Below are 25,535 nucleotides of genomic sequence, written 5' to 3'. Positions count from 1 at the left end.
GCCTATAAGGAAATAAAGCTATGAAACAACTTATCGCCGCCTTTTCATTAATGTTTTTAATCATTAGCGCTACGGTTTTAGCATCACAATCTAACGTTAAGTTTGCACAATTAGATACCAATAAAGACGGACAAATATCATTGCTTGAAGCCAAGCAAAACGACGCCCTGCTGAAGCAGTTTACTGATCTTGATGAAAATAATGACGAGCTTTTATCAGAGCAAGAGTTTTCCAAGTTTAAGATTTAAAAGGCTCTAAAGTATTTGCCATAATCCCGGAGGGAATGTGTAAATGGATTTAATGTTGGGACTTAAATTATGGCAAATACTTTATCTTGAACTAAGCGAAGTTTAGGTTAACTAAAAGGACCTTAGCAATGAAAAGCATATTAGTTATATTTACTGTGCTGCTAGTGACTAGCTTTAGTGCAATGGCACTGGATGTAAAACAACGGTTTGACCATTTAGACAGTAATAAAGATGGCTACTTAACCAAAAATGAGTTGGACGCTCAACCGCAGCTACTAAAACAGTTTCAGCGCTGGGACACTGACCAAGATAATAGAGTTTCACTCGTCGAGTTTAAGAATTTTTTAACTATTAACCTGCATTAATGAGTTTCCCCCCTATGAAATACACCACACAATTGGGATTAATTTCACTCCTTGCGGTTAGTTGTGGCAGTTTTGCAACAACTGATAACGTCGCTGAGCAATTCAAAAAGTTAGACCGTAATCAAGATGGCTTACTTACTCGCTCAGAGTCAGCAAAAGATCCCGCTTTATGGTCGCGCTTTAAAAGCTATGACAGCGATAAAGATAACAGGTTATCGCTGGCAGAGTTTAGCCTGTACGCAAGTAAATAATTATATCGCGCATTATTTTAATTTAAAAAATGCAACTTGCTTTAATACCAACTGACTTTGTTCAGCCATACTATTGCTGGTATTTGCAGTTTGCTGCGAAATATCAGCAGTGGTATCGGTCAAGGTATGGATGGTATGCATATTTTGACTAATATCAGCGGCAACGGCTGACTGCTCTTCAGCGGCTGTTGCTATTTGCTGGGTTTGGTCATTAACTTGATTGATCATTTGCATAATCTCTTTTAATAAGCGATTACTTTCATCCATTTTATCTTCCGCTTGCGCTGCAACTCTGGTGCTATCAGCCATCATAGTCACTGCATTTTGACTTGCTGAGCGTAGCTGCCCAAGCATTGTCTCAATCTCATTTACTGAACTATGAGAACGTTGAGCCAAAGTACGCACTTCATCAGCCACCACGGCAAAACCACGCCCTTGTTCGCCCGCTCTAGCAGCCTCAATCGCGGCATTAAGTGCTAATAAATTAGTTTGTTCGGAAATATTACGGATCACATCGAGAATAGTTTCAATTTTGCTGGATTCACTTTGCAGTTGGTCAACAACGTCTGAGGTTTCATTTAATGTGCCTAATAAGTGACTTACTGCTTCTTTTGTTTGCTCAGAAGCATCTAAGCCACTATTGGCAAGTGTCATCATGCTATCAGAGGCTGTTGCCGACTCTGCGGTATTTACCGCAATACTCTTACTCGTGACCGATAACTCCTCAATTGCAGTTACGGCTTGCGTTGTATGATCGGACACCTCTGATGTCGCTGTTTGAATTTGAGTATTTGAGCTGAGTAACTCATTACTATGATTATTAACCTGTGCTACAGAGTTATAAATAGTGGTAAGAGTGGTATTTAAGTGGCTAATTGTAGCGTCTAAGGTACGGCTTAAGTCAGCGACTTCATCATCGCCTTCAACTTGAGAGTATTGATCTAATTCGCCGCGTTGTAATGCATGGGCACTTTCGCTAACAACCGTTAGTCCCATTACTACTTTTTTCGACAGCATATGGCTAAATAATAAAGCCAAGCCAAGCGCTATTAAAATTGATAAGTAAAACACTGTATTTGCAAAATTGATGGATTGCTGCGCAGTCGCTTGCGCTTTAGCAACTTGCGCTATGTTTGCTTGTTCAAACTGCTCAAAAAAAGTCGTTAAGGCACTATGTGAATCAACAAATTCACGATAAATAGCATAATCGGCTTTATTATCGGCAGCTGTTTCCATCGCCTGTTTAAACTCAATAGCGGCTTGCTCATAACGCTGCGAGTTATTTTTTAGGGCCGTAAGTAAATTAGCCTCGCCTTTGTATATTTGGCTAATACGCTGTATTAGCGGCGCAGTAAGCGCAACATTCTCATCAATACTCTTGAGTAACTCTGGCGCTTGCTCTTGTAAACCTAATAAATAAACTACTTGCAGCCCCCTGACTCCGGATAATATGCCGTCTTGCGCTTGCTTGAGGTCGGCACTGAGTTTAGTCACCATAAAGTTATGTTGATAGAAGCGCTCGAAGCCTGTCGCAGTTTGGTTATTTGCAACTTTTATAAATGCCATAGCAACAATAAAAATGATGCATATTAAAGCAGATAAGAGTATGAATTTGCTACGCATAGCGAGTTGATTAAGCTTCATTTACGTTCCGATTATAATAAAATAATAATAACTAATTCATAAGCATAGCTTAAAACAGCAAACAATAAATAAATTATCAGATTTAATTTGCAGACTCTCTATTCTCTGTTACTGTTTAGCTAACAAAAGCAATTAAAAGAATATTAATAATGAAATGCTTCCTTGCCTTTATCATCGCTTTTTCTTTACCAGCTATCGCTAATACCACAGTGATCTATAATGCCAACGGCTACACGCCTACCTACAGCGGACAGTTGCAACAATTTTCCACATTAGTAATTAAAGATGGCAAAGTAGTTAAGCTAGGTGACGAAAAACTTGCAGCAAGCTTTCCAGATGCTCAAGCATTCGATGCCGAGCAACAAACTCTCCTACCTGGGTTAATAGACGCCCATGGTCATGTTATTGGATTGGGTAATAACCTAACACAGCTGGATTTGCGTGGCAGTACATCGATTGCACAAATCCAACAGCAGCTTGAGGTATTCGCCAAAGATAAAGATGGCTGGATAATTGGCCGCGGCTGGAATCAAGAATTATGGCCTGATAAACAGTTCCCCACCGCTACTGATTTAGATAAAATTGTTAAAGATATTCCTGTGGTGCTTTCTCGAGTCGATAGTCACGCTATTTGGGTCAATAGTAAAGCCATGGAGCTTGCTAACCTAACGGCTGCAACACAAGCCCCTGAGGGGGGAGAAATTATTCGCACACCCGCGGGTAAACTAAGCGGTATTTTTATCGATAAAGCTGAAAGCTTGATCACGGCACATATCCCAGCGCCATCAGATCAAGACGTAAGTAACGCATTAACTCAGGCAGGCCAACACTTAGTGAGCCTAGGGATAACCTCAACCCACGATGCCGGTATTGATAAACAAACATGGCAAATTTATAAACAAAGAGCAGAGCAAGGCACACTACCACTGCGTATTGTGGCAATGCTCAGTGCAACCGATCCTGCGCTTGAAAGCATGCTCAGAGCTGGTCGTTATAAAGATCTAAATGACTTTATGTCTATCCGCAGTGTAAAAATATATGCTGATGGCGCCTTAGGTAGTCGCGGCGCTGCATTACTTGATGATTACGCCGATAGAAAAAATCACCAAGGCTTAATGTTAGAAACACAGCAAAAATTAGAGCAACTTTTCACGCTAAGCTTTAGTCATGGTTTTAGCGCAAATACCCATGCCATAGGTGATAAGGCAAATCATATTGTCTTGGATGCCTATCAAAATGTGTTTAAAAAAACCGGCGGTATTTTATTACGTAATCGCATAGAGCATGCACAAATAGTTGCCCCAGCAGATATACCTCGTTTCAAAACACTAAAAATAATTCCATCAATGCAACCTGTGCATGCAACTTCTGATATGCATATGGCAGAGCAACGCCTTGCTGACACCCAGTTGCAAGGCGCTTATGCGTGGCAGACTTTTTTAAATCAAGGCTCTGTAGTGGCTGCAGGCTCTGACTATCCTGTTGAGCTGGCCAACCCATTTGATGGTTTGTATTCAGCAATTACTCGCCAAGATCATAATCAATTACCTGCTGATGGTTGGCGTGTCAGCGAAGCGCTCAGCAGAGAGGATGCGCTTAGAGCGTTCACACTAGGTGCAGCCTATGCGGCACATCAAGAGTTTAAATTAGGCAGTTTAGAACAAGGTAAATGGGCTGATTTTATTTTAATTGATAAAGATTATTTTAAAGTTCCAGTACAGGAGATTTTTACAATTAAGGTCAATCAAACATGGATTGGCGGCGAGTTACGCTACCAAAAAGAGCAAGAAGTATCGCAGGAATAACAGCTTAATCGACTGGGTGTTGCGGATGTTGTTGGCGATTAAGTTTTATTAAGTGGTAAATATTAACAAACGTTAGTAAGCCGTTGGTAATGGCCACAGGCCATGCGGCAATCGCGATACCGTATGCAGTGAAAGCAATACACCCGGCAAGGTTAAACCAGCGAAGTTTGCTTACATCACTCATGGTTAGAGAGGCAATGAGTAAAGCAGAGGCAAAATAGCCCAAATATTCCCAACTCATTTGTTCTCTCCGATAGTTTAGGTTAGCATTGCAAATGTGGTAGTTTACACAAAGATATTCCACAATATAGCAACAGTATAAAAAGGCTAACTTACTAAAAACCCAAAGCAGCTAAAAGCAGACTTTAATAATCATTACACGGGATATCAGGTATTAAGCTTAATTAATCTCGTTAATTAAACTAGTAAGTTAGCGTAAATTCTTAGAATCTTAATGCTAACGTCATTAAGATGTAATAAATAGGACAATTGTCCGAAGGGCATTGTTGATGTTTCAATATCATTTTTCTAGTTATCTCGTCGACCAGCTACTAACCTTTGCTGGCAGTCGTTATCAACAATCTAAAAAAGAAGTACTGATCCACCAAGATCAACCTCTTACAAAATTAATATTAGTCAGAAGTGGCACTGTGTCGTTTAGTTATGATGTAGGTAATGGTCGTCGCTTGCTGTTGGGTCAGCTTGATTGCAACAACACCCTGATTGGTGAGATTGAAGCGCTAAACAACAATCCTTGTATTTATACAGTTACCTGCTTTAGTGATGTTAGCTATAACTTAATAGAGCTGAAACACTGGCGCGCCTTGTTACTTGAAAAACCAGAACTCAGTTTATACACGGCACAAACGATTGCCGCTAAGTTTCAAGAAAACCAAAAAATCAACTTAGACAAGCTGCTACTACCATTAGGTTACAATATTGCTAAAGACTGCTTATTACGTGCAGAAAATAACAACCCAACACTGCTACGAGCATATCCGACCGTCAATGCCGAAGCCGAACGTTTTGCAACCACCGAACGCGCTTATCGCCGCGTAGTCTCCGAATTAGTAGAAAAAGGTTTAGTCGCGCGCTCAAACGATGGACTAAAAGCGGTAGATTTAGATAGGCTTAGTGATTACGTAGATAGTTTTTCACAACTTTAACAGCTAATTTTAGCCTTGCAGCATGACGTCATGACATTCAGCTTATAAAAGAAAAAGACCTAAATTAGGTCTTTTTCTCTCAAATTTTATTTTGCTAATAAAATATCGTGTATTTTTACTAAATCTGTTTTACCGGCGATGATCTCATCAGGTGTTAAACCCGAGAGCTCATGAGGGAATACTAACCACTCTTCTGATTCATGAATAAAGTAATCAGGCTTCATATCTACTTTTGAATTTTTTGGCTTGTAGTACGGACACGCAACGCGAATATCTTGCGGTAAATTTAAACGCATTAACTCAGAAAGTTTTTCTTTAAGTGCAAAAATGCTGCGCCCTGAGTCAAACACATCATCAACTATCAATAGTGAATCACCGGCATTGGCATTCTCAATAATATAATGCAAACCATGCACTTTTATTTCTTTAGCTTGCTTATTAATGCCGTAATATGAAGATGTACGCACTGCAATATGGTCTGTTTCTATGCCTTTATAATCATAGTACTCTTGTACTGCGATACCAATTGGAGCACCACCACGCCAAATGCCAATTATAAAATCAGGACGAAAACCATCTTGGTAAACTTGTGCCGCAACACGAAAAGAATCTTCGAGCAGTTGCTGCGCTGTGATGTAAGTCTTATCAGACATAATAGAAACCCCAGTGTAAGTAGATCATTCAAGTGTAGTGTAAAGCAACCTTGAACAACAAAGTGGGGCATGATTTTACAGTAAATAAATAAGAAAAGCTTGTTTGAGTTTGTAATACTGTTTTTCAGATAATAAAAAAGCGCCAAAGTAGGCGCTTTTTTAGCATAAAAAGTTTATGCTTTTTCTAATAGGGTCCTTGCGACGGTACGCATACCGACTGTGGTTGCGCCTGCCGCCCACTGACTCGTGCTGCCCATATTAAATGCAGCGGCTAAATCAATATGCACCCAGCCTTTGCCATCATTTGGCACAAAGCGCGATAAGAAACCTGCAGCATTTGATGCGCCGCCATAGCCGCCACCTTTTTGTGCACGGCTATTTGCTGTATCAGCGTAAGGTGATGGACAATTTTGTTGGTGCCACTTTTCAAGCGGTAATGGCCATGCCCCTTCCATTTCTTGCTCTGCAAAACCTTCGACTTCGCGGACAAACTCTTTATCAAGACCAAATAATGCATTGTATTCTTGACCCACAGCAACCAGTGCAGCGCCAGTTAGTGTTGCCGCATCAATAATAAGAGGTGCACCAGTTTCCCCAGCAGCCATTAAGCCATCAGCAAGCACTAAACGCCCTTCTGCGTCAGTATTTACAATCTCAACGGTTGTGCCATTTTTATAAGTCAGGATATCACCTAGCTTGTAAGCGTGACCCGAAATAAGGTTCTCCGCGCAACATAAAAATAGTTTTATACGTTTATTAATTCCGCGGCTAATTGCTAAGGCAAGGCCAGCAGTCACAGTTGCTGCACCGCCCATATCGCATTTCATGCCTAGCATACCTTCACTGGCTTTAATTGAATAACCGCCAGAATCAAACGTAATGCCTTTACCTACAAGCGCTGCATCCACGGGTGCATTTTCATCACCCGTTGGGTTGTAATCAAGCGCTAATAATACTGGTGGGCGTTCACTACCACGACCAACAGCATGAATACCAATCCATTGCTGCTCAAGTAGTGCATCGCCTTTTATGATCTGATAGCTGACATGTTCAGGGGCCAGTGATTGAATAAACTCAGCCGCTTTACCCGCCAAGCTTTCCGGAAAAATATCATCAGCCGTGCCATTGATCATTTCACGAGCCCAAGTCGCCGAGCGTAGTAATGAAGCTAATTCTTGGCTATCTGTTTTAGCATTTTCAGTAAATTCAACGCCATGTAATGACTTAGGCGATACAAAGCCTTGATAAAATGCCCATTGCGTTTCAGTACACCAGCAATCACCCGCAAGAACGACATTTTTAACGCCTTGATTAGCAATACTGCGCGCGGCTTTTTGTACATTCGCCAATGTGTCTTGTTCAGTTAAATGAACAGTTGCACCTTGCTCATTAAAAGATAACGTGGCGGTTTCGCCCCAATGCGATGCAGCACCCTGCTCGCTTAATTGAACAACAAATTTTTCAGACATGTTAGAATACTCTTTGCGCTAAATAGTGACACTGAGTCTACTATAGCTGGCACAACTTCCCAACCGAATGAGACTAAATAATGAAATTTGCAACGCCATTACAACAAGCCACGTTAATTAAACGCTACAAGCGCTTTTTAGCCGATTTACGCTTAGCGGATGGTTCTGAGTTTACCGCGCATTGTGCTAATACTGGTAAAATGACAGGCTGCGCTGAATCTGGTTTTGCCGCATTTTATTCAACCAGTGATAACCTTAAACGTAAATACCCACACTCCCTAGAGCTGACACAAAATCAATTTGGGCAGTTAATTTGTGTCAACACCGCGGTGGCAAATAAAGTGGTAGAAGAAGCCCTACAGGCAAACTTAATAACTCAATTAAGCGGTTATGAGCAACTGCAAAGTGAAGTGAAGTACGGCCAAGAAAACAGCCGCATTGATTTTTTGCTCAGTGATTCAAAACGGCCAAACTGCTATGTGGAAGTGAAGTCAGTCACCTTATTAAGTCAGGATTCGCCACTTAGTGGGCAAGGCTATTTTCCCGATGCACAGACTCTACGTGGCCAAAAGCATATTCGCGAATTAATTGAAATGGTTGAACAAGGCCATCGAGCGGTTTTATTGTTCGCCGTATTACATGAAGGGATCAGCCAAGTCAGTGCTGCAAAACATATCGATGAAAAGTACGCGCAATTACTAAACCAAGCGATTGCAGTGGGTGTGGAAGTAGTGGCTTACAAAGCAAAAATTTCGGCCAGAGAAGTTACTCTGACCGAAAATATCCCTTTTATTGCTTAGTCAGTGACAAATCAATTTCGTCAATCAAATTAAGATTAATGTCTTCATCTTTGAAAAGTAACGGTCTAAGTGTGGCATTTTCAGAGTAAAAACGTGATTGATCATCAAAGTGATCCGAGGTTGAATCGGAACTTTGCGACATCGTTAAGATCCCTTTAGCAACTGGGCCCTCGTCAGTGAAGTTCATTACAAACATCCAACTTGAGCCATAATTAACTGGGTAGCCTGAAGCAGTGAGATTTGAGCGCAACGGCTGGCCAGTTATTGCATCATTCAGCGCTTGATGATCAATGTAAGGGATCAAGGTTGAACGCGTGGTACCACTGCGATCATAACGAAACACGTTAAAGCCACCTTCAACATGCATTGGGCCGCTCCACGGTAGCTTTTCACCGCTGGCGTTACCACCTGCTAAGGTTTTTTCAACAAATTGCATTTGTGCAAGCGTTGCATCTAGCGCAATACCATTACTTTGCAGCGTTGCAACAGCATGTGCTAATGCTACCAATGCCGAACCATCAATGCGCAGGGTATTTGGCGTATTAGCAGGATTGGTCACATCAAAGTTATCGGCCAGATGAGCTTTGGGATCAAATAAATGTGCAAACTCTCTAATAAGCGCAGCACCTTTGGTGTCTAAATTCATCGCCCCATTCCACTGTGCAAGTACATCACAGGCTTGCGTTAAGTCAATGCTTTGGCCATTATTAAGCATCACCGGCGTATCACCTTGCACCTGACACTGAGCGACTAATTGCTCAAACACCAGCTCACCTAAATAAATACGGTTGCCGATTAACGAAGTTTCTAGCTCTTCCAGAGTGAACAAACCATCTTCACCACCACCGTCTTGCAATAACTTTAATCCCATCCGAGTTCGCAATGACAGCGGCTGTTGTACATCACCATATTGTGCAGCAAAACCCAATAATGGTTGCTGCGGATTAGTGACCCAGTAGCTGTCGTTAGAGTTCTGTACATAATCAGTACGGCTCAATTGGGGCGCTTTTTCAAAAGGAACATTACCGTCGCTTTCAAATATTTTTAAATTACCGGGGACTAAATCGAATCCCGTTGATTCTCGCAGTGCAACTAGCTCTGGCTGAAGGCGGATCGCCTTGTTAGCAAGGTCACCTACATTCAGTACGGTACTGTCATCAACATAAAAAACATTGCCATCTTTGTCTGTGGCCATAGTATTGTTAAACGCCACACCATCAAACTGTGCAAATGAAGCTTTCATATCATCTAAGCTGCGGGCTTGATTAAGTGCTGACCACTGAGCAACCACATCCATATTAAATTCGTTGGCATCTTTTATAGTAAATGCTTGGCTGTCATCCCAACCTAATCCATTTGCGGCAGGTGTTTCGATCATCAAGCCATGGTGGCTGTAATAAAAGTCCTTCTCTAAATTAATTGTCATGCCAGGTGCAACAGCGACTTCGACGGTTATTTTTTTACTCGTGATAGTATGATTATCACCTTCAACGCTATAACTCATACGATCATTTTCGTTCAGCGCTAGTTGGTAAATTAAAAAGTGTCGTGCTGTGGAAAATGTATGTGTCCAGGCAACGTGCTCATTAAAGCCAATATTGATAAGCCCTGGCATGCCTTGCAAGCTGCCACCCATTACATTCATAGCCCCTGGGATGGTCAAATGTGATTGCCAAAAACGTAAATTTCCTTCATGAGGAAAGTGCGGGTTAGCTAATAAGCCGCCTTTGCCATTGGCCATTTTATCTTTACCAAGCCCCCAGCCATTTGAACCAAGGTGCTGGTATTTTTTCTCTAATTTAAAACTTTTAGCTTGTTGATTAATATTCTTTACAACACTCGAGACCGAGCTGGCAGCAGCGCTTGCCGGAGTCGGTAAATACTCGCCATCATCACCTGGATTGGCTAGAAACGCTAAATCTAAAAAGTTTGCCGAGCTGGCTAATTGTACCGTTGCCATCGCGTAAGCCAGCATATCTTCCGGCGTTAATGCAAACACCCAAGGCTGTGATGCACACTCTGGCGCGAGATTATCTACGCCGGTATCACTTACGTACTTATTAAAACCTTGTACAAAGCCTTCATAATGAGCACGGCTGTCGTCATTAAGCTCGCTATAATGTGCTTTGGCATATTCATTCACGCCCAATGCTTTATAACCAAAGTCTGAGATTAAGTGCGCAGAATCTCCACTGCCTGGCACTTTATCTGGGCCATAAAACTTAGAACGCTCACCACGTGTTTTAACCACTTGATCAAGCAATAAACATGCGTGATCTTTTGCATACGCATAACCACTACCAAATGCGAGGCTTTCAAGGTTATCAGCGGTGATATGCGGAACGCCAAAGGTAGTCCAACGAATATTGGCATCGAGTTTATTATCGTCATCAAAAGCGGTTATTACTGGCGCCGGTTCTGGCGTTGGTTCAACAACCACTGGCGGTGGTGGCTCGATAACATTTTTATCATCATCAGAACTACAAGCACTGAGTAACAATGCCGCAGCGATACTAATCGAAAGTGTGTGAAGTTTCATTGTGGGGTTCCTATCCATTATTGTTTTATCCATTGACTACCTTGCCTTATTCAACAAACTAAATCTTGACCTTTCACGCAAAAAATTGACTTTGCGCGCCAACTAATGCAGCTTAGCTGATAATTCACTTCGTAAAATTGCCCGTTATGTACTATGTTAGCAGCCAAATAATTCGTGCACTCGTACAGTTTTTAATTGCACAAGGTATAGCACCAGCCAGCCTTGATGCGCTACTTGCAACTCGTGCCCGTTATCTTAACGAAAGCCGTTACCGCTTTCCTATTGAAGATTATGAACAGCTAATGCGTTATGCCGAAAAGTCATTACACTGTGATCACATAGGCTTGAAATTTGGACAGTCGTTAAAAACCCAGAGCTGGGGATTGCTAGGACACATTGCATTGGTCAGTGATTCATTAGCAAAAGTATTATTGCATGCGCAAAAGCTCAACACCACAGTTCGTAATATCGGGACTATTACCTTGCGAAGCGATAACTCGCTAAGCTATTTAACTTGGCAACCTAGCATTGAAATTGCGCATCATATGGTGGATGAGTTATTTAGTAGTTGGTTATCTTTTGCCAAACATTGCTGTTACAACACAACCGAGCTGGCACTCGAGAAAGTTCAACTGACCCGCGCTGAGCCAAATCCAACCAGCTTACGAGCTTACAAAGCCGTGTTTAATTGCCCGATTGAGTTTTCCGCAAGCCATAATTGCTTATGCTTTAAAAGCAGCTTATTAACCAGCCCATTACACAGTGCCAATAAAGAAATTGAATATTTACTCGCCGCGCAAGCAAGTACCTTAGTGAGCGAACAAGACGAAATAAATCAACTGAAAGCATTTATTACCGCGCATTTGCCACAAGTCCCTAGCATTGAGCAAGCAGCCTGCCATTTAGGTTTTAAAAAACGCAGCTTACAACGCTATTTACGCTCACAAAATTGTAGTTATTCACAGCTAATAGATGAGCTTCGTAAATACCATGCCAAACTCATGCTGCAACAAAAAGTTACCCTGCTTGAAATAACCAATCGCTTAGGTTTTTGCGAACAAAGCGCCTTTCAACGTGCCTTTAAGCGTTGGTATGGCTGCCCACCGAAAAAATTTTTAGCCCTTAAAGCATTTAAACAACAGTAATTACACAAGATATAAAAAATTAAGTTGCTTTTCATTTTTTTGCCCATATAACTAGGCCAGTTAGAAAATAGCAGACTGATTAAAGAGCTATTATTTTTTTCAAATTTCTTTTTAAACAGTGAAAATTATTTAACCGTAGCCAATAAATTAAAAATAAATTTGCCTAGGCCATAGGATTCTGTTATTTATAGCCGCCGGCTAAAGCTGGGCATTATATTAAGGATTTAGGAGAAAGTTATGCCAGACCAAAAAAAATTAGGGTTATTGGCTCAGGCCGGATTAGAACCATATCAGGAAAAGCCGGGCGAAGAGTATATGAATGAGGCACAACGCACTCATTTTAAAACTATTTTGGAAGCATGGCGCAACGATTTACGTAACGAAGTAGACCGTACTAAATCGCATATGCAAGATGAAGCAGCTAACTTCCCTGATCCAGTTGACCGTGCAGCACAAGAAGAAGAGTTCTCTTTAGAACTGCGTACTCGTGACCGCGAACGTAAACTGATCAAAAAAATTGAAAAAACGATAATTCTAATCAAAGAAGATGATTTTGGATTTTGTGACTCATGCGGGATTGAAATTGGTATTCGCCGTTTAGAAGCACGTCCTACTGCAGATTTATGCGTAGACTGTAAAACACTTGCGGAAATCAAAGAAAAACAATCTGGACGTGGTTAATTATCAGTAATTAATCAATGTCTACCACAGCCGTTACTGCGCCTGTGCGCAACTATCGCGGTCGTTTTGCACCGTCACCTTCTGGGCCACTTCATTTTGGCTCACTTGTGGCGGCTGTGGGCAGTTACCTTGACGCTAAAAGCAACCAAGGTAGTTGGTTAGTCCGAATAGAAGATATCGACACCACTCGTGTTGTTGAGGGCGCAGCAAACGATATTCTTACCACCCTTGAAGCCTATGGATTGCATTGGGATGAAGAGGTTGTCTATCAAACCCAGCGCCATGACTTATACGCACATACCCTCGATAAATTAAAGAACCAGCAACTTATTTATGCTTGCCACTGCTCACGCAAACAAATCAAAGCGCTTGGCGGAATTTATCAAGGTCATTGTCGTCATTTAAACCACTCGCAAGCACACAGCGCATTACGCTTAATTCAACAGCATCCAATATGCCAATACCATGACCTCATTCAAGGTCAAGTTAGCGTAACCCGTGATTTAGCCCACGAAGATTACTTAATAAAACGCAGCGATGGTTTGTTTGCTTATCAATTAGTGGTGGTTGCAGATGATATTGAGCAAGGTATTACTCATGTTGTGCGCGGCGCTGACTTACTTGAACCAACAGCCCGTCAACTAAGTTTATTTAAACAGTTAAATAACGCAGCTCCCCAGTATGCTCATTTACCATTGGCAGTAGCTAAACCGGGCTTTAAATTATCAAAACAAAACTATGCGCCAGCGATTGTTAAAGACAATCCTAAACCGGCCCTGCTCAGCGCATTTGAATTTTTAGGTTTAGCCCCGCAACCAGCACTCGTTGAGCTAAGTATTGATAAAATGCTGAGCTGGGCAATCGATAATTACAGCTTAGAAAAGGTGCCGAAAGTGGCTGAAATTCAAATTTCTCAAAACTCACACAGCCAGTCACCCCTATTTACGCATTTAAACAAATAAAAATTCACTAAAAATGGCTAATTTTAAGGCCTTCAACTTAATTTTTGAGCTTTGCTGGTATATGATAGCCAACCTTAAATGTGCAATTTATTTAATTAATATCAATTGCGTTAAGGGTGTGCTCAATTATAGCAACAACAAAGTTATTCAATAACACTATACATGTGCAGTTAATAGCAAAGTGCAGCTATACTTGGTTAGATTTTTGATGGCGTCCATCAAATAACCAAATTCTGTGGGAGACAGATTATTATTTCCAAGCTTTTTCAATTTTGTCGGCAAATTATAGGCCCAACCGCCTCAGCAACAGCCGAACATACTCAAGTCTCTGCGCAACCTTTAATAGTTGGACGCAATGAGCACGGTATTTCTCGCAAACAATTTAGCCCAAATGCAATCAAGGTGTTATATCGCCTCAAAGACGGTGGCTTCGATGCCTACCTTGTTGGTGGTTGTATTCGTGATATTTTGTTAGGTCAACAACCAAAAGATTTTGACGTAGTCACCAATGCCACACCAGATCAGGTTAAAAAGCTCTTTCGTAATTGCCGTTTAATTGGCCGTCGCTTTCGCTTGGCGCATATTGTGTTTGGTCGTGAGATCATCGAAGTTGCCACCATGCGTGGGCATCACGAAGCGCCTGAAGATAAAAACCAGATCAGCCAATCGAGTGATCAAGGCCAGCTACTTCGCGACAACGTGTTTGGTAGCATTGAAGAAGATGCTGAACGTCGTGATTTTTCAATCAACGCTTTATACTATTCAATTAATGACTTTTCAATTCATGATTACGCAAACGGCTTAGCGGCAATTAAAGCCAGACAAATCGAAATGATCGGTGATCCGCAAACCCGTTACCGTGAAGATCCTGTACGTATGCTGCGCGCAGTTCGTTTTGCCACCAAACTAGACATGTCAATTGCACCAGCAACCGAACAACCATTAAAAGAATTAGCAAGCCTATTAGATAACATACCGCCTGCGCGTTTATTTGAAGAAACACTAAAGCTGTTTTTAAATGGTAAAGCCGAAGCAAACTTTTTAATGCTGCGCAAATATGGCTTGTTCAAATCATTATTCCCAGCCCTTGATACTATTTTAGATAATAATCCAGCTGGTTTAGAGTTTGCTTTGATCCGCCAAATGTTCCGCAACACCGATGAACGTATAAATGCTGAAAAGAAAGTAACACCGGCCTTTATTTTTGCCGCATTACTGTGGTTCCCATTATTAAAGATCACTAAAACCTTGCAAGCGCAGGAGCAACTATCTGAATACGATGCGTTTGCTCAAGCGATGAACAAAGTACTCAGCGAAAATGCACAACATATTGCAGTCCCAAAACGATTCACGTTAGGTGCCCGCGATATTTGGCACATTCAGCATCGGTTAGATAAACGCTCAGGACAACGTGCATATCGATTAACTCAGCAGCCACGTTTTAAAGCTGCCTATGACTTTTTATTATTGCGTGTAGAAGCGGGTGAAAAACAACATCAAGAGCTAGCAAATTGGTGGACTGACTATTTAAAACAAGATATCAATGGCCAAAAAGACATGGTCAAAGCGTTAGGTAGCCAAGGGGTTGCCAAAGGTCGTCGTCGTACCCGCCGTCGTAGCCCAAAGCCGACGGCTGAATAACATGGCAATTGTCTATCTTGGTTTAGGGGCGAATTTAAACGCCCCACGTCAGCAACTTGATAACGCCGTAGCAGCTTTACAAGCTTTAGCTGAATGCGAATTTGTTTGCGTATCACACTATTACGCCAGCAAGCCGATGGGACCACAAGATCAACCTGACTATGTGAATGCTGTAGCGGCAATTAAAACCAATTTACTGCCAGAACAACTACTTGATTTAACACAAAAGATAGAACTTCAGCACGGTAGAGTTCGTAAAGCAGAGCGCTGGGGGCCACGCACCTTAGATATTGATATTTTATTATTTGGCGATCAGATCATTCATAGTGAGCGTCTAATTGTGCCTCACTATGGATTAACCGAGCGCGAGTTTGTAGTCTATCCACTACTTGAGATCGCTCCCGATATTTCGCTGCCAAATGGAACACCACTACACAGTGTTACCGCTACCTTGGCATTAAACGAATTACAACAATTACCTCTGTAATTAATTTCAGGCCGTTGCCTACGAGGATACTATGTCTAAAATAACCGTTTCTACGCTCAATAAAATGAAAGCAGAACAGCAAAAAATTACTGCTTTAACAGCTTACGATGCCAGCTTTGCTAAGTTATTTCACGATAACGGCGTTGATGTCATTTTAGTTGGCGACTCATTAGGCATGGTATTACAAGGGGGTGACGATACACTGGCTGTAACTAATCAAGATATCGCCTACCATACCCGCAGTGTACGCGCTGGTAGCCGTGAATTATTCGTTATTGCTGATATGCCGTTTATGACCTATTCAAACCCGGCCGAAAGTTGTAAAAACGCCGCTGAGTTGATGCGCGCAGGAGCTAACATGGTCAAACTTGAAGGCGGTGAATGGCTGTATGATTCAATTGTCGCGCTTACGCAGCAAGGTATTCCAGTGTGTGGTCATTTAGGTTTAACACCGCAGTCTGTACACGTTTTTGGCGGCTTTAAAATTCAAGGCCGTGGTGCTGAACAAGCTCAGAAAATGATTAGTGATGCTAAAGCGCTGGAAGCAGCTGGCGCACAAATGATTGTACTTGAATGTATTCCAACAGAACTTGCAAAGTTAATCACTGATGCTGTATCAATCCCAACAATTGGTATTGGTGCTGGTAATCAGACCGATGGTCAAATTCTCGTTATGCATGACTTAGTGGGCATCTCAGCAGGCTATATTCCTAAATTTTCTAAAAACTTTTTACTCGAAACTGGCAACATGCCAGATGCAGTGAAAAAGTATTGTAACGACGTTAAAAGCGGTGCTTTTCCAAGCACGGAACATGAGTTTAAATAATGCAGTCGATCACTGAAATAAAATCCTTACGCAGCCAAATTAAAGCATGGCGTCAAGCAGGTCTGAGCGTCGCCTTAGTGCCAACAATGGGTAATTTGCATCAAGGTCACTTCTCGTTAGTTGAAAAAGCTAAAAATATGGCCGATAAAGTTGTCGTGAGCATTTTCGTAAACCCAATGCAGTTTGGCGTAAACGAAGATTTGGATAACTACCCGCGCACCCTTGTTGCTGATAAGCAAGGACTTGCTGAGCTTGGCACTGATATTGTGTTTACACCGACTACAGAAACCATTTATCCAAACGGTTTAGATGCACAAAGCTTTGTTGATGTACCTGGTATTTCAATGGGTTATTGCGGTGGTTCACGTCCGGGGCATTTTCGTGGTGTCGCCACTGTCGTCACTAAGTTATTTAACTTAGTGCAACCTGATTATGCCTGCTTTGGTGAAAAAGACTTTCAGCAGTTACAAGTTATTAAGACCATGGCTCATGACCTATCTATTCCCGTTGAAATCATTGGCGTTGCAACCAGCCGTGAAGTCTCAGGTTTGGCAATGAGTTCTCGCAATGGCTACTTATCAGAAATTCAAAAAGAAACTGCCACAGAGCTGTTTAGAACGCTAAATTGGAGTGCTGAACAACTAAACGCAGGACGACGAGATTTTACTGAAATATGCCAGCAAGCTAAACAACGATTACAACAAGCGGGACTCAAAGCCGATTATTTTGAAATAGCGCAGCGCGATACACTAAAAAACGCTACACTCAATGACAGCCAACTAGTGATATTAGCAGCAGCTTTTTTAGGTCCGGTTAGACTTATAGATAATCTGCAAGTCAATATTACATAACAATAATTAGGGATAAATATGAATTCATTACTAAAATTATCAAGCATTGCGCTTTGTATTGGTGTACTTGCTGGGTGTCAAAGCCAAATAGAGAATCCAGAAATGCAACAATGTGCTCAGCAAAACTATCAATGTGAAGTAAATTGTGAACAGCAAAGCACCGGTGAAGGTATGGTTCATAAAGTGTGTAGCACAAAATGTATTGAAGCTTACAACCAATGTAAAGCCAATGCTGAAGCATTAGGTAATGTACAGTAATTAGTTACCTTTAACTTGCCAATTATCTCTGTTGGCAAGTTCACTCCCCCCCATATATCGCAATTTCTTGACCTGCTAACAAAATCTGTGTAATTGCCATTTCATTCACCTTAGAGCAAGGTTGCACCTAGTAACATCTACTTACATTAGTAATAAGTAGTCGTACATTCCATGTAATTATTTCCCGCTTATACAAAGAAAGTACATCATCCACACGACGAACAACCAATAAGAGCATTGAAATGTAAGCACTTATTTCAGGTTCGTTTCTTGCAAAGATGAATGTAGCTTATTAAAAAATGACTTATTACACACTACTTATTTTACAAAATTTAAAATTAACTAGGTAACGGCTAAAGGAAACCTCATGGAAACGAAAACACGAGCAGCTATGTATTCATCATTCAAAAAAAATAGTGTTTTAGCTGCACTATTAACTTTGTTTGTGTGCAATGTTAGTGCAGCAGAAGAGCCAATTAAACAACCAGAAACAGCCACACCAGTTCCTGCTAAAAAGCCAGACACTGTTACGCCTGCATCTGTTAAAAAACCAACCCTGCTGACGATTCCTTCAGAAAGCCTCTTTGAGGTGATCACTGCAAGAGCCAAACAGCTAGCAGCCAACGACTATGTAGCCGACCCTGAAATTGCCATCGACACATTAAATAATATTAGCTACCAAGATTATAGGGCTATTCGATTTCGCCAAGATCACGCTATTTGGAAAGATCAAAGCTTGTATGAAGTACAGCTATTTCACCCTGGTTTCCTTTATAAAAACCCTATTACTATCAATACGGTGAGCAATGATGGCAAGGTACAAAAATTACCATTTAAAACAGATTATTACCGCTATGACAGTACTGCAGCTCCTCTTGAGCAGGAAATTAGCGCGGCTTTAGGTAGCACTCAATTAGGTCACGCTGGTTTTCGATTGCATTTCCCGCTTAATAATAACGAGTACAAAGATGAAGTCGCTGTATTCCAAGGTGCTTCTTACTTTCGCTTAGTTGGTCCACAGCAAGTGTATGGTATTTCAGCCCGTGGACTAGCTGTCGATACCGCGCTCAGTTCAGGTGAAGAGTTCCCTGTATTTAAAGAGTTTTGGCTGGTAAAGCCAACAGCAGAAGACACTAATATTGTGCTCTATGCGTTACTAGACAGCCCATCAGTGACTGGTGCCTATCGCTTTGAGATAAGCCCATCAACTAACACTGAAATCAAAACGCAAATGCAAATATTTGCCCGCAAAGATATTAAAAAGCTCGGTATTGCACCACTTACCAGTATGTTTTATCACGGCGAAAATAGCACTAAGTTCTTCGATGATTACCGACCAGAAGTGCATGACTCTGATGGTTTATTAATGCAATCACAGGATGATAAATGGGTTTGGCGTGCGCTGAACAACCCAAAACAACTTAGCGTCACCTCATTTAGTTATGATAATCCAAAGGGTTTTGGTCTTGCACAACGCGATCGTGAATTTAATAACTACCTTGATACGGAAGCACATTACCATGCTCGTCCTAGCCTCTGGATTGAGCCACTAGCGCCTTGGGGGCATGGCCGAGTAGAGTTAGTTGAAATACCAACAGACACTGAAACCAATGACAACATTGTCAGTTATTGGGTACCAGAGCAACCACTAAAAGCAGGTGAAACACTCAGCTTTGGTTATAAAATGTCGACCTTTAACGCAGTATTGGCAAATCAAGATAAAGCCCATGTGTTACGTACTCGCATTGGCAGTGCGGCCTTACCTGGTGAAAAAAATCCACCACCGAAAAGCCATCGTCAATTTACGGTCGACTTTACTGGTGACACGATCAATAACTTATCGGCCAATATCAAACTGCTCGCTAACTTATCGCTTAATTCAGGCGCAGTCAGCGATAAAACAGTACAACAATTACCGAATAATCAAGGATGGCGTGTTGCGTTTAAAATCGCGCCTGAGGGAGATAAGCCAGTTGATATGCGCTTATCATTAACACTACGTGACAAAGAAGTAAGTGAGGTATGGAGCTATGTCTGGTATCCAAACGATGTTCAATAAAAGTAAAGCAGGTAACGCTGCAATACCCTTTAGAAAATCACGCATCGCACTATTTACGTTGTTAGTGCTGTATATTTCAGCTTATGGCATGTGGATCATGTTTGATATTTTAAATTCAAACTCCATGACCTTACTTGAATACGCCTTACTTGCGCTATTTTCAATCACTTTCACTTGGATTGTGACTGCATTTTGTAGTGGCTGTATGGGTTTTATTCTGCAATTATTGAGAATCGATCCATTGACTTTAAAACGTCAAAAGCCGATTACTATAGACCCCCAAGCGTTAAGTAACAGCAAAACTGCCATAGTGATGCCTATTTACAACGAAGATACTGAACGCGTTATTGCTGGTTTTGAAGTGAGCTTGCGCTCGCTTTTAAAGACCGGTCAGTTTGCGCATTTTGATTTTTATTTATTAAGTGATACCCAAGATAAAGACATTGCACGCAATGAGCTAAAAGCTTGGCATGCACTAACTGCACGTTTAGGGGAAACTGCAAAGCAGGTTTTCTATCGTAACCGTACTGATAATAAACACCGTAAAGTAGGTAACTTAGCTGATTTTTGTGAACGCTGGGGAAGCCAATATGAACATATGATTGTACTTGATGCAGATAGCATTATGACCGGTCAATGTATGCTTGAGCTTACAACAAGCATGATCAACAACCCAAATGCCGGGTTGATCCAGACAATCCCTATTCCAGTTAGACAAGAAACGTTCTTCGGTCGCTTTTTACAATTTGCTTCTGTGTTATACAGCCCAATGCTAGCAACTGGTTCCGCTTTTTGGCAAACCAATCAAGCCAACTATTGGGGTCACAATGCTATTATTCGTGTTGAAGCCTTTATTAACTGCTGCGGGCTGCCTGTACTTGAAGGTAAAGCCCCTTTTGGTGGTGAGATCCTAAGCCATGACTTTGTTGAAGCCGCTCTTTTAAACCGCTCTGGCTGGGATGTTATTTTATTAAGTGATGTTCAAGGCAGCTACGAAGAAGTCCCCAGTAATATTTTAGATTACGCAATACGCGACAGACGTTGGGTGCAAGGTAATATCCAACATTTAGGTTTATTACCTTCATCAGGTATAAAACTAATGAACAAGTTGCACTTCTTATTAGGTGCGACCGCGTATATTTCTTCGCTAATTTGGTTATCTATGTTGGTGTTAAGTACGGTTGATGCAGTAACGCGTGCTATGAATAGTAACGTTTATTTCAATCAACCTTACCAATTATTCCCAACTTGGCAGATAGCGAAAACAGAGCTTATTGATTCGTTGCTGTTTATCACTATAGGATTACTATTACTGCCAAAACTAATGGGACTCATCGTTACGTTAATACACAGGAATAAACAATTTGGCGGTAGCCTGAAACTTATATTCGGATCATTAATAGAAACGGTCTTTGCCATAATTGTTGCACCATTAATGATGGTATTTCACAGCTACTTTGTGGTGTGTGTATTTTTAGGTAAAAAAGTATCGTGGGATGCACAACCACGTTCAGGTCGTATGGTGCCTTGGAAAGAGGCTATTGGCTATACGTTAATAGCGACTTTAGTGTCTATTGCATGGGGTGGCGTTGCTTATTACTATACACCTACTTTCTTTTGGTGGTTGTCACCCATTTTAGTCGGCTTAATTTTAGCTGCGCCAATTGTACGCTATTCAAGCAGCATTGGCTTAGGTGTTAAGTTACGTAAAATGGGCATATTTATTTGCCCCAGTGAAATTGATAATGACGATACACTTGCCGCTTTGCGTGTACATGAGCAAGAAATAGCATTACCAAGTGATGAGGTGGCTAGTTTCGCAATCCCTGTATTGCCTCAAGAACAACCAGTAGTAATGCCAATACAAAGCTTTAAACGCCAAGGTTTAAGTAAACGCAAGCGCGTTTTAAATGCCCATCAACAAATAAAAAAGAAGCTATTTAGCTAAGGCGTTTAGTTAAAACGCCCATAAAAAAACCGCGCAATTTACATTGCGCGGTTTTTTATTAACTCAGCGTTGATGTTGAGTTTAAAGAAGACCTAGCTTCTTAAGCTCACTCATTGCCATCTTGCCCGAAAGCGGCACATAACCATCTTTCTCTACAATTTTTTGGCCATCTAGCGATAACACCATTTTTAAGAACTCAGCTTCAATTGGTGCAAGCGGCTTATTAGGGTGCTTATTCACATACACATATAAAAAGCGCGACAGTGGGTACTTACCAGTTGCTACATTCTCAAGTGTTGCATCAACAAAGTTATCGCCTTTTTTCGCCAGTGGTACTGTACGCACACCTGATGTTTTATAACCAATGCCTGAGTAACCAATTGCATTCACTGATGATGAAATTGATTGTACAACAGAAGCTGAACCAGGCTGCTCATTTACGTTATTACGGAAGTCACCTTTACACAGTGCTTTGCTTTTAAAGTAACCATAAGTGCCCGATACAGAGTTACGTCCGTAAAGCTGAACATCTTTAGCAGCCCAATCACCTGTTAAACCTACGTCACTCCAGCGCGTTACATCTGCTGTTGCGCCACATTTACGTGTTGAAGAGAAAATCGCATCGATTTGATCAATACGCAGGCCTTCAATTGGGTTATCTTTATGTACAAACACAGCAAGGGCATCGATAGCAACGCGCACTTCTGTTGGCTTATAACCGTAACGCTTTTCAAACGCTTCGATTTCTTTTGATTTCATTCTTCGGCTCATAGGGCCGAAATTAGATGTACCTTCAGTTAATGCTGGCGGCGCAGTTGATGAACCAGCCGCTTGAATTTGAATATTTACATTTGGATAGATGCGCTTATATTCTTCTGCCCAAAAGGTCATCATGTTGGCTAATGTATCAGAGCCCACTGATGAAAAATTACCTGAAATACCACTGGTTTTCTGATACTCAGGAATGTCTGCATCGACAGCCATAGCTTGTGCAGATACAAATGTTGTTACTGCCACACCCATTGCGGCTACGAGGTTTTTAAATTTCATGGGGTTACTCCGATTTGGTTCGTCCATTTCTTAACTGCCGTCTACTCTAAAGAGAACAGATGACAGTTAGATTACTCTTAAGTGACAGTTTTATGACTTTGAGTGTTTTCAGCTAAATTGTTTAGTAGCACCGTTTTATCACCATTAAAGGCAAACGAAAACGTGGAACCTTGCCCTAATTTACTACTGATATTTAACTTACTATCATGGCGGGTTAACACATGCTTGGTAATTGCTAAGCCAAGCCCTGAACCACCTGTGGTACGACTACGCGCCTTATCCACTCGATAAAACCGCTCCGTTAAACGATTAATATGCTCAGCAGCAATACCATCGCCATTATCAACTACCGCAAAATACGCTTGCTTATCTTTTAGCTGCCAGCTTACGGTAATTTTACCGCCAGCCTTAGTGTAATGAATGGCATTGAAGACTAAGTTAGAAAACGCGCTACGTAGCTCTTCCTCTGAACCTTTAATATCAAGCCCTGTATCAATATCAAATATTAACTCATGGCCTTTATCTTGGTTCAAAGACTGTGCTTCGGTTTTTATATAGCTAAGTAATTGTGGGACGTTGACCGCTTTGTCGTTATCTTGACGTCGAGCGCCTTCGATACGTGATAATGACAATAACTGATTAACTAGGCTGTCCATCCGTTTACATTGCTCAAGCATAGTACCTTGGGCTTTATTCCACATCGCTGGCGGTGGCATCATATCGCCATCAAACATTTCTAAATAACCTGTAACAACCGTCAGTGGCGTGCGCAGTTCATGAGAAACATTGGCAACAAAGTCTTTGCGCATTTGCTCTAGTTGCTTCAAGCGCGTCACATCCCTGACGACCACCATTAATTGTGAACTGGCGTAAGGCATTACCCGAAACTCTAAAACTTGTTCAACACTGTGACCACTTTCAAGTTCTAATGCTTCATCAAACATTTCCATTTGCATATACTTGGCAAACTTAGGATCGCGCACTAGATTATCAAGACGCTGACCATGATCGGTTGGCCACTGTAAGCCCAGTACTTTTAACGCGAGTTGATTACACCAAACAATACTTAAATCTCGCTGTAATACCACCACAGCATCGGGTACCGCTTCGGCACCATCACGAAAACGACGGATCAGATCCGCTAATTCATTGCGTTTTTTACGATTGCGGTGTTGTAAGTGATAGATCCCTTCAAACACTTGCTCCCATGCGCCCTCACCTTCAGGTGGATTAAAACTGCGCTGATTCAATAACCAATCACTGAGCCGGTATAATTGATGGTAATGCCAAACAAGTAGTGAAAAAGAGCCTAAAAACAAAAGCAGAAATGGCGCACCAATTAGCACACCAACTAATAATAAAGGCAGGAAATAGATAAGCAGACGCTTTGCTAACGCCTGCTTATTGACAACTCGATACATACACTCACTTTACCTTAGAGTAAGACCGACCTTGGTCAGAATGTTTTATAGTTTACTTGAAAAGCGATAACCTGCGCCACGTACAGTTTGTACTAAGCGATCATGGCCAAGCGGTGCAATCGCTTTGCGTAAGCGACGAATATGCACGTCTACCGTTCTATCTTCAACATAGACATTAGTCCCCCACACGTTATCTAGTAGTTGTTCACGGCTGTAAACACGTTCGGGGTGAGTCATAAAGAAATGCAGTAAACGAAACTCAGTTGGCCCCATATCCAGCTCGCTACCTTGTGAGGTGACACGATGTGAAATAGGGTCTAAGCGTAAGCCATGAACATCAATCGCTTCTTCTAGTGACGTTGGTGAAACGCGACGAATAACCGCTTTAATACGCGCCATCAACTCTTTTGGTGAAAATGGCTTAGTAACATAATCATCAGCACCGACTTCAAGGCCACGAACTTTATCTTCTTCTTCTCCGCGGGCCGTCAGCATGATAATCGGAATTTGCCGAGTGTATTCACTTTGTTTAAATTTTTTGGCGATTTGAATTCCACTACCTCCTGGTAGCATCCAATCCAGTAGCACCATATCAGGGTAAGGCTCTACCATAGCTGCAATGGCAGAATCATAATCTTCTGCTTCAATTGCTTGAAAACCGTTTTGCTCTAATACAAAAACCAGCATCTCTCTGATCGGTGCTTCGTCATCGACGACAAGTACTTTACGTGACATTCCAATTTATCTCTTTCGTTATCGAACTAGTTTTCATTATTATGACTAAGTATGACATTTTTATGAAAGTGTAACGTGTAAATCAAAATGCAGGAAAAAAAACACTAATTAACCCTTATTAGGGACAAAATAACGGTAAATAAAGTTTTCCAAATTGATTTAATTAATACCTTTTAATTAGTTTAAATATTTTAGCTAGTACCAACTTTGAGCAACACTGCCCGTATACTATTTATAAATGGCAGTACTTATTAGCTATTTTTTACGCTTCAATCACCACAATTACCGTAGCGATTTTTAATTAATTGTGGCAATAACAAAGCTGTTCTGATCATTTTTAGAGATCAAAATTCTACCAAGTACTGAGTCAGGGATCATGCTTTTACTAAGAGCGTTAGATCTGGGATCAGTGTTTTACCTAGCAAAATATATAAGTTGTTGATCATTTGTACAAGCTCGCTGTGAAGTGGTTATTTATCCAACAAAAACACGCGCAGTTGTGTCGTTCCTTAGTAAAAATTTGATCCCAGA

At 41.3% G+C, this 25,535-nt stretch carries 24 protein-coding genes; 16 read left to right on the top strand and 8 right to left on the bottom strand.

Annotated features, from left to right (window positions below):
* Window positions 1-20: 20 nt before the first annotated feature.
* From A7968_RS05180 to A7968_RS05170, 3 genes are all read left to right on the top strand, one after another.
* Window positions 21-248 carry a hypothetical protein gene (locus tag A7968_RS05180; RefSeq protein ID WP_064665520.1) on the top strand — a complete coding sequence of 76 codons (228 nt, stop codon included), beginning with the start codon at window positions 21-23 and terminating at the stop codon, window positions 246-248.
* A gap of 128 nt (window positions 249-376) precedes the next feature.
* Window positions 377-613 (top strand): EF-hand domain-containing protein, encoded by a 237-nt coding sequence (locus A7968_RS05175; RefSeq protein WP_064665519.1) that lies wholly within the window; start codon window positions 377-379, stop codon window positions 611-613.
* 14 nt (window positions 614-627) lie between these two features.
* Window positions 628-864, top strand: a complete 237-nt coding sequence (locus A7968_RS05170) for an EF-hand domain-containing protein (protein ID WP_064665910.1) — start codon at window positions 628-630, stop codon at window positions 862-864.
* Window positions 865-876: 12 nt separating this feature from the next.
* Here A7968_RS05170 and A7968_RS05165 read toward each other — a convergent pair whose 3' ends face one another.
* Complete coding sequence (locus A7968_RS05165) at window positions 877-2,508, bottom strand: methyl-accepting chemotaxis protein (RefSeq protein ID WP_064665518.1); 1,632 nt, start codon at window positions 2,506-2,508, stop codon at window positions 877-879.
* A gap of 149 nt (window positions 2,509-2,657) precedes the next feature.
* Between A7968_RS05165 and A7968_RS05160 the strand changes: the two genes are divergently transcribed.
* Window positions 2,658-4,313, top strand: a complete 1,656-nt coding sequence (locus A7968_RS05160) for an amidohydrolase (protein ID WP_064665517.1) — start codon at window positions 2,658-2,660, stop codon at window positions 4,311-4,313.
* A 4-nt stretch (window positions 4,314-4,317) separates the two neighbouring features.
* On the opposite strand, the gene A7968_RS05155 is transcribed toward A7968_RS05160, so the two are convergent.
* Window positions 4,318-4,554 (bottom strand): YgjV family protein, encoded by a 237-nt coding sequence (locus tag A7968_RS05155; protein ID WP_064665516.1) that lies wholly within the window; start codon window positions 4,552-4,554, stop codon window positions 4,318-4,320.
* Window positions 4,555-4,822: 268 nt separating this feature from the next.
* Between A7968_RS05155 and A7968_RS05150 the strand changes: the two genes are divergently transcribed.
* Window positions 4,823-5,479, top strand: a complete 657-nt coding sequence (locus A7968_RS05150; RefSeq protein ID WP_064665515.1) for a Crp/Fnr family transcriptional regulator — start codon at window positions 4,823-4,825, stop codon at window positions 5,477-5,479.
* An 86-nt stretch (window positions 5,480-5,565) separates the two neighbouring features.
* Here A7968_RS05150 and A7968_RS05145 read toward each other — a convergent pair whose 3' ends face one another.
* Both A7968_RS05145 and pepB read right to left on the bottom strand, forming a co-directional pair.
* Entirely contained in the window at window positions 5,566-6,132 is a 567-nt protein-coding gene (locus A7968_RS05145) for a phosphoribosyltransferase (RefSeq protein WP_064665514.1), read from the bottom strand.
* A 173-nt stretch (window positions 6,133-6,305) separates the two neighbouring features.
* Window positions 6,306-7,601 carry an aminopeptidase PepB gene (gene pepB / locus A7968_RS05140; protein ID WP_064665513.1) on the bottom strand — a complete coding sequence of 432 codons (1,296 nt, stop codon included), beginning with the start codon at window positions 7,599-7,601 and terminating at the stop codon, window positions 6,306-6,308.
* Window positions 7,602-7,681: 80 nt separating this feature from the next.
* On the opposite strand from pepB, the gene sfsA reads away from it, so the two are divergent.
* Window positions 7,682-8,401: a DNA/RNA nuclease SfsA gene (gene sfsA / locus A7968_RS05135; protein WP_064665512.1), complete on the top strand. Its 720-nt coding sequence runs from the start codon at window positions 7,682-7,684 to the stop codon at window positions 8,399-8,401.
* On the opposite strand, the gene A7968_RS05130 is transcribed toward sfsA, so the two are convergent.
* Window positions 8,391-10,940: a penicillin acylase family protein gene (locus tag A7968_RS05130; RefSeq protein WP_064665511.1), complete on the bottom strand. Its 2,550-nt coding sequence runs from the start codon at window positions 10,938-10,940 to the stop codon at window positions 8,391-8,393. The genes sfsA and A7968_RS05130 overlap by 11 nt on opposite strands.
* Window positions 10,941-11,086: 146 nt before the next feature.
* Between A7968_RS05130 and A7968_RS05125 the strand changes: the two genes are divergently transcribed.
* The 10 genes from A7968_RS05125 to mdoH all read left to right on the top strand — a co-directional run bounded on the left by A7968_RS05125 (window position 11,087) and on the right by mdoH (window position 21,798).
* The gene (locus A7968_RS05125; protein ID WP_064665510.1) at window positions 11,087-12,085 is read left to right on the top strand and encodes an AraC family transcriptional regulator; all 999 of its coding nucleotides are present in this window, start codon (window positions 11,087-11,089) and stop codon (window positions 12,083-12,085) included.
* Between the two features lie 237 nt (window positions 12,086-12,322).
* Window positions 12,323-12,766, top strand: a complete 444-nt coding sequence (dksA, locus tag A7968_RS05120) for an RNA polymerase-binding protein DksA (protein WP_064665509.1) — start codon at window positions 12,323-12,325, stop codon at window positions 12,764-12,766.
* Between the two features lie 17 nt (window positions 12,767-12,783).
* Entirely contained in the window at window positions 12,784-13,728 is a 945-nt protein-coding gene (gluQRS, locus tag A7968_RS05115; RefSeq protein WP_064665508.1) for a tRNA glutamyl-Q(34) synthetase GluQRS, read from the top strand.
* Window positions 13,729-14,010: 282 nt separating this feature from the next.
* Window positions 14,011-15,369, top strand: a complete 1,359-nt coding sequence (gene pcnB / locus A7968_RS05110) for a polynucleotide adenylyltransferase PcnB (protein WP_227008902.1) — start codon at window positions 14,011-14,013, stop codon at window positions 15,367-15,369.
* A 1-nt stretch (window position 15,370) separates the two neighbouring features.
* Entirely contained in the window at window positions 15,371-15,856 is a 486-nt protein-coding gene (gene folK / locus A7968_RS05105) for a 2-amino-4-hydroxy-6-hydroxymethyldihydropteridine diphosphokinase (protein ID WP_064665506.1), read from the top strand.
* A gap of 31 nt (window positions 15,857-15,887) precedes the next feature.
* Window positions 15,888-16,682, top strand: coding sequence for a 3-methyl-2-oxobutanoate hydroxymethyltransferase (panB, locus tag A7968_RS05100; RefSeq protein ID WP_064665505.1), 795 nt, complete (start codon window positions 15,888-15,890; stop codon window positions 16,680-16,682).
* Window positions 16,682-17,533, top strand: a complete 852-nt coding sequence (panC, locus tag A7968_RS05095) for a pantoate--beta-alanine ligase (RefSeq protein WP_064665504.1) — start codon at window positions 16,682-16,684, stop codon at window positions 17,531-17,533. Before panB ends, panC begins: the two co-directional genes overlap by 1 nt.
* Window positions 17,534-17,551: 18 nt before the next feature.
* Window positions 17,552-17,791, top strand: coding sequence for a hypothetical protein (locus A7968_RS05090; RefSeq protein WP_064665503.1), 240 nt, complete (start codon window positions 17,552-17,554; stop codon window positions 17,789-17,791).
* Between the two features lie 367 nt (window positions 17,792-18,158).
* Window positions 18,159-19,850 carry an OpgD/OpgG family glucan biosynthesis protein gene (locus tag A7968_RS05085; RefSeq protein ID WP_157586653.1) on the top strand — a complete coding sequence of 564 codons (1,692 nt, stop codon included), beginning with the start codon at window positions 18,159-18,161 and terminating at the stop codon, window positions 19,848-19,850.
* A complete protein-coding gene (gene mdoH, locus A7968_RS05080) occupies window positions 19,822-21,798 on the top strand; it encodes a glucans biosynthesis glucosyltransferase MdoH (protein WP_064665502.1) in 1,977 nt (658 codons plus the stop codon). The genes A7968_RS05085 and mdoH overlap by 29 nt, the downstream gene beginning before the upstream one ends.
* Before the next feature lie 81 nt (window positions 21,799-21,879).
* Here mdoH and A7968_RS05075 read toward each other — a convergent pair whose 3' ends face one another.
* From A7968_RS05075 to phoB, 3 genes are all read right to left on the bottom strand, one after another.
* Window positions 21,880-22,848 (bottom strand): PstS family phosphate ABC transporter substrate-binding protein, encoded by a 969-nt coding sequence (locus A7968_RS05075; RefSeq protein WP_064665501.1) that lies wholly within the window; start codon window positions 22,846-22,848, stop codon window positions 21,880-21,882.
* A gap of 77 nt (window positions 22,849-22,925) precedes the next feature.
* The gene (gene phoR, locus A7968_RS05070; protein ID WP_064665500.1) at window positions 22,926-24,269 is read right to left on the bottom strand and encodes a phosphate regulon sensor histidine kinase PhoR; all 1,344 of its coding nucleotides are present in this window, start codon (window positions 24,267-24,269) and stop codon (window positions 22,926-22,928) included.
* 45 nt (window positions 24,270-24,314) lie between these two features.
* Window positions 24,315-25,004, bottom strand: a complete 690-nt coding sequence (gene phoB / locus A7968_RS05065; RefSeq protein ID WP_016708540.1) for a phosphate regulon transcriptional regulator PhoB — start codon at window positions 25,002-25,004, stop codon at window positions 24,315-24,317.
* Between the last annotated feature and the right edge of the window lie 531 nt (window positions 25,005-25,535).

The organism is Pseudoalteromonas prydzensis, from assembly GCF_001661495.1.
Taxonomy (GTDB): Bacteria; Pseudomonadota; Gammaproteobacteria; order Enterobacterales; family Alteromonadaceae; genus Pseudoalteromonas; species Pseudoalteromonas prydzensis.
This window is presented reverse-complemented; position numbering and strand designations above follow the sequence as displayed.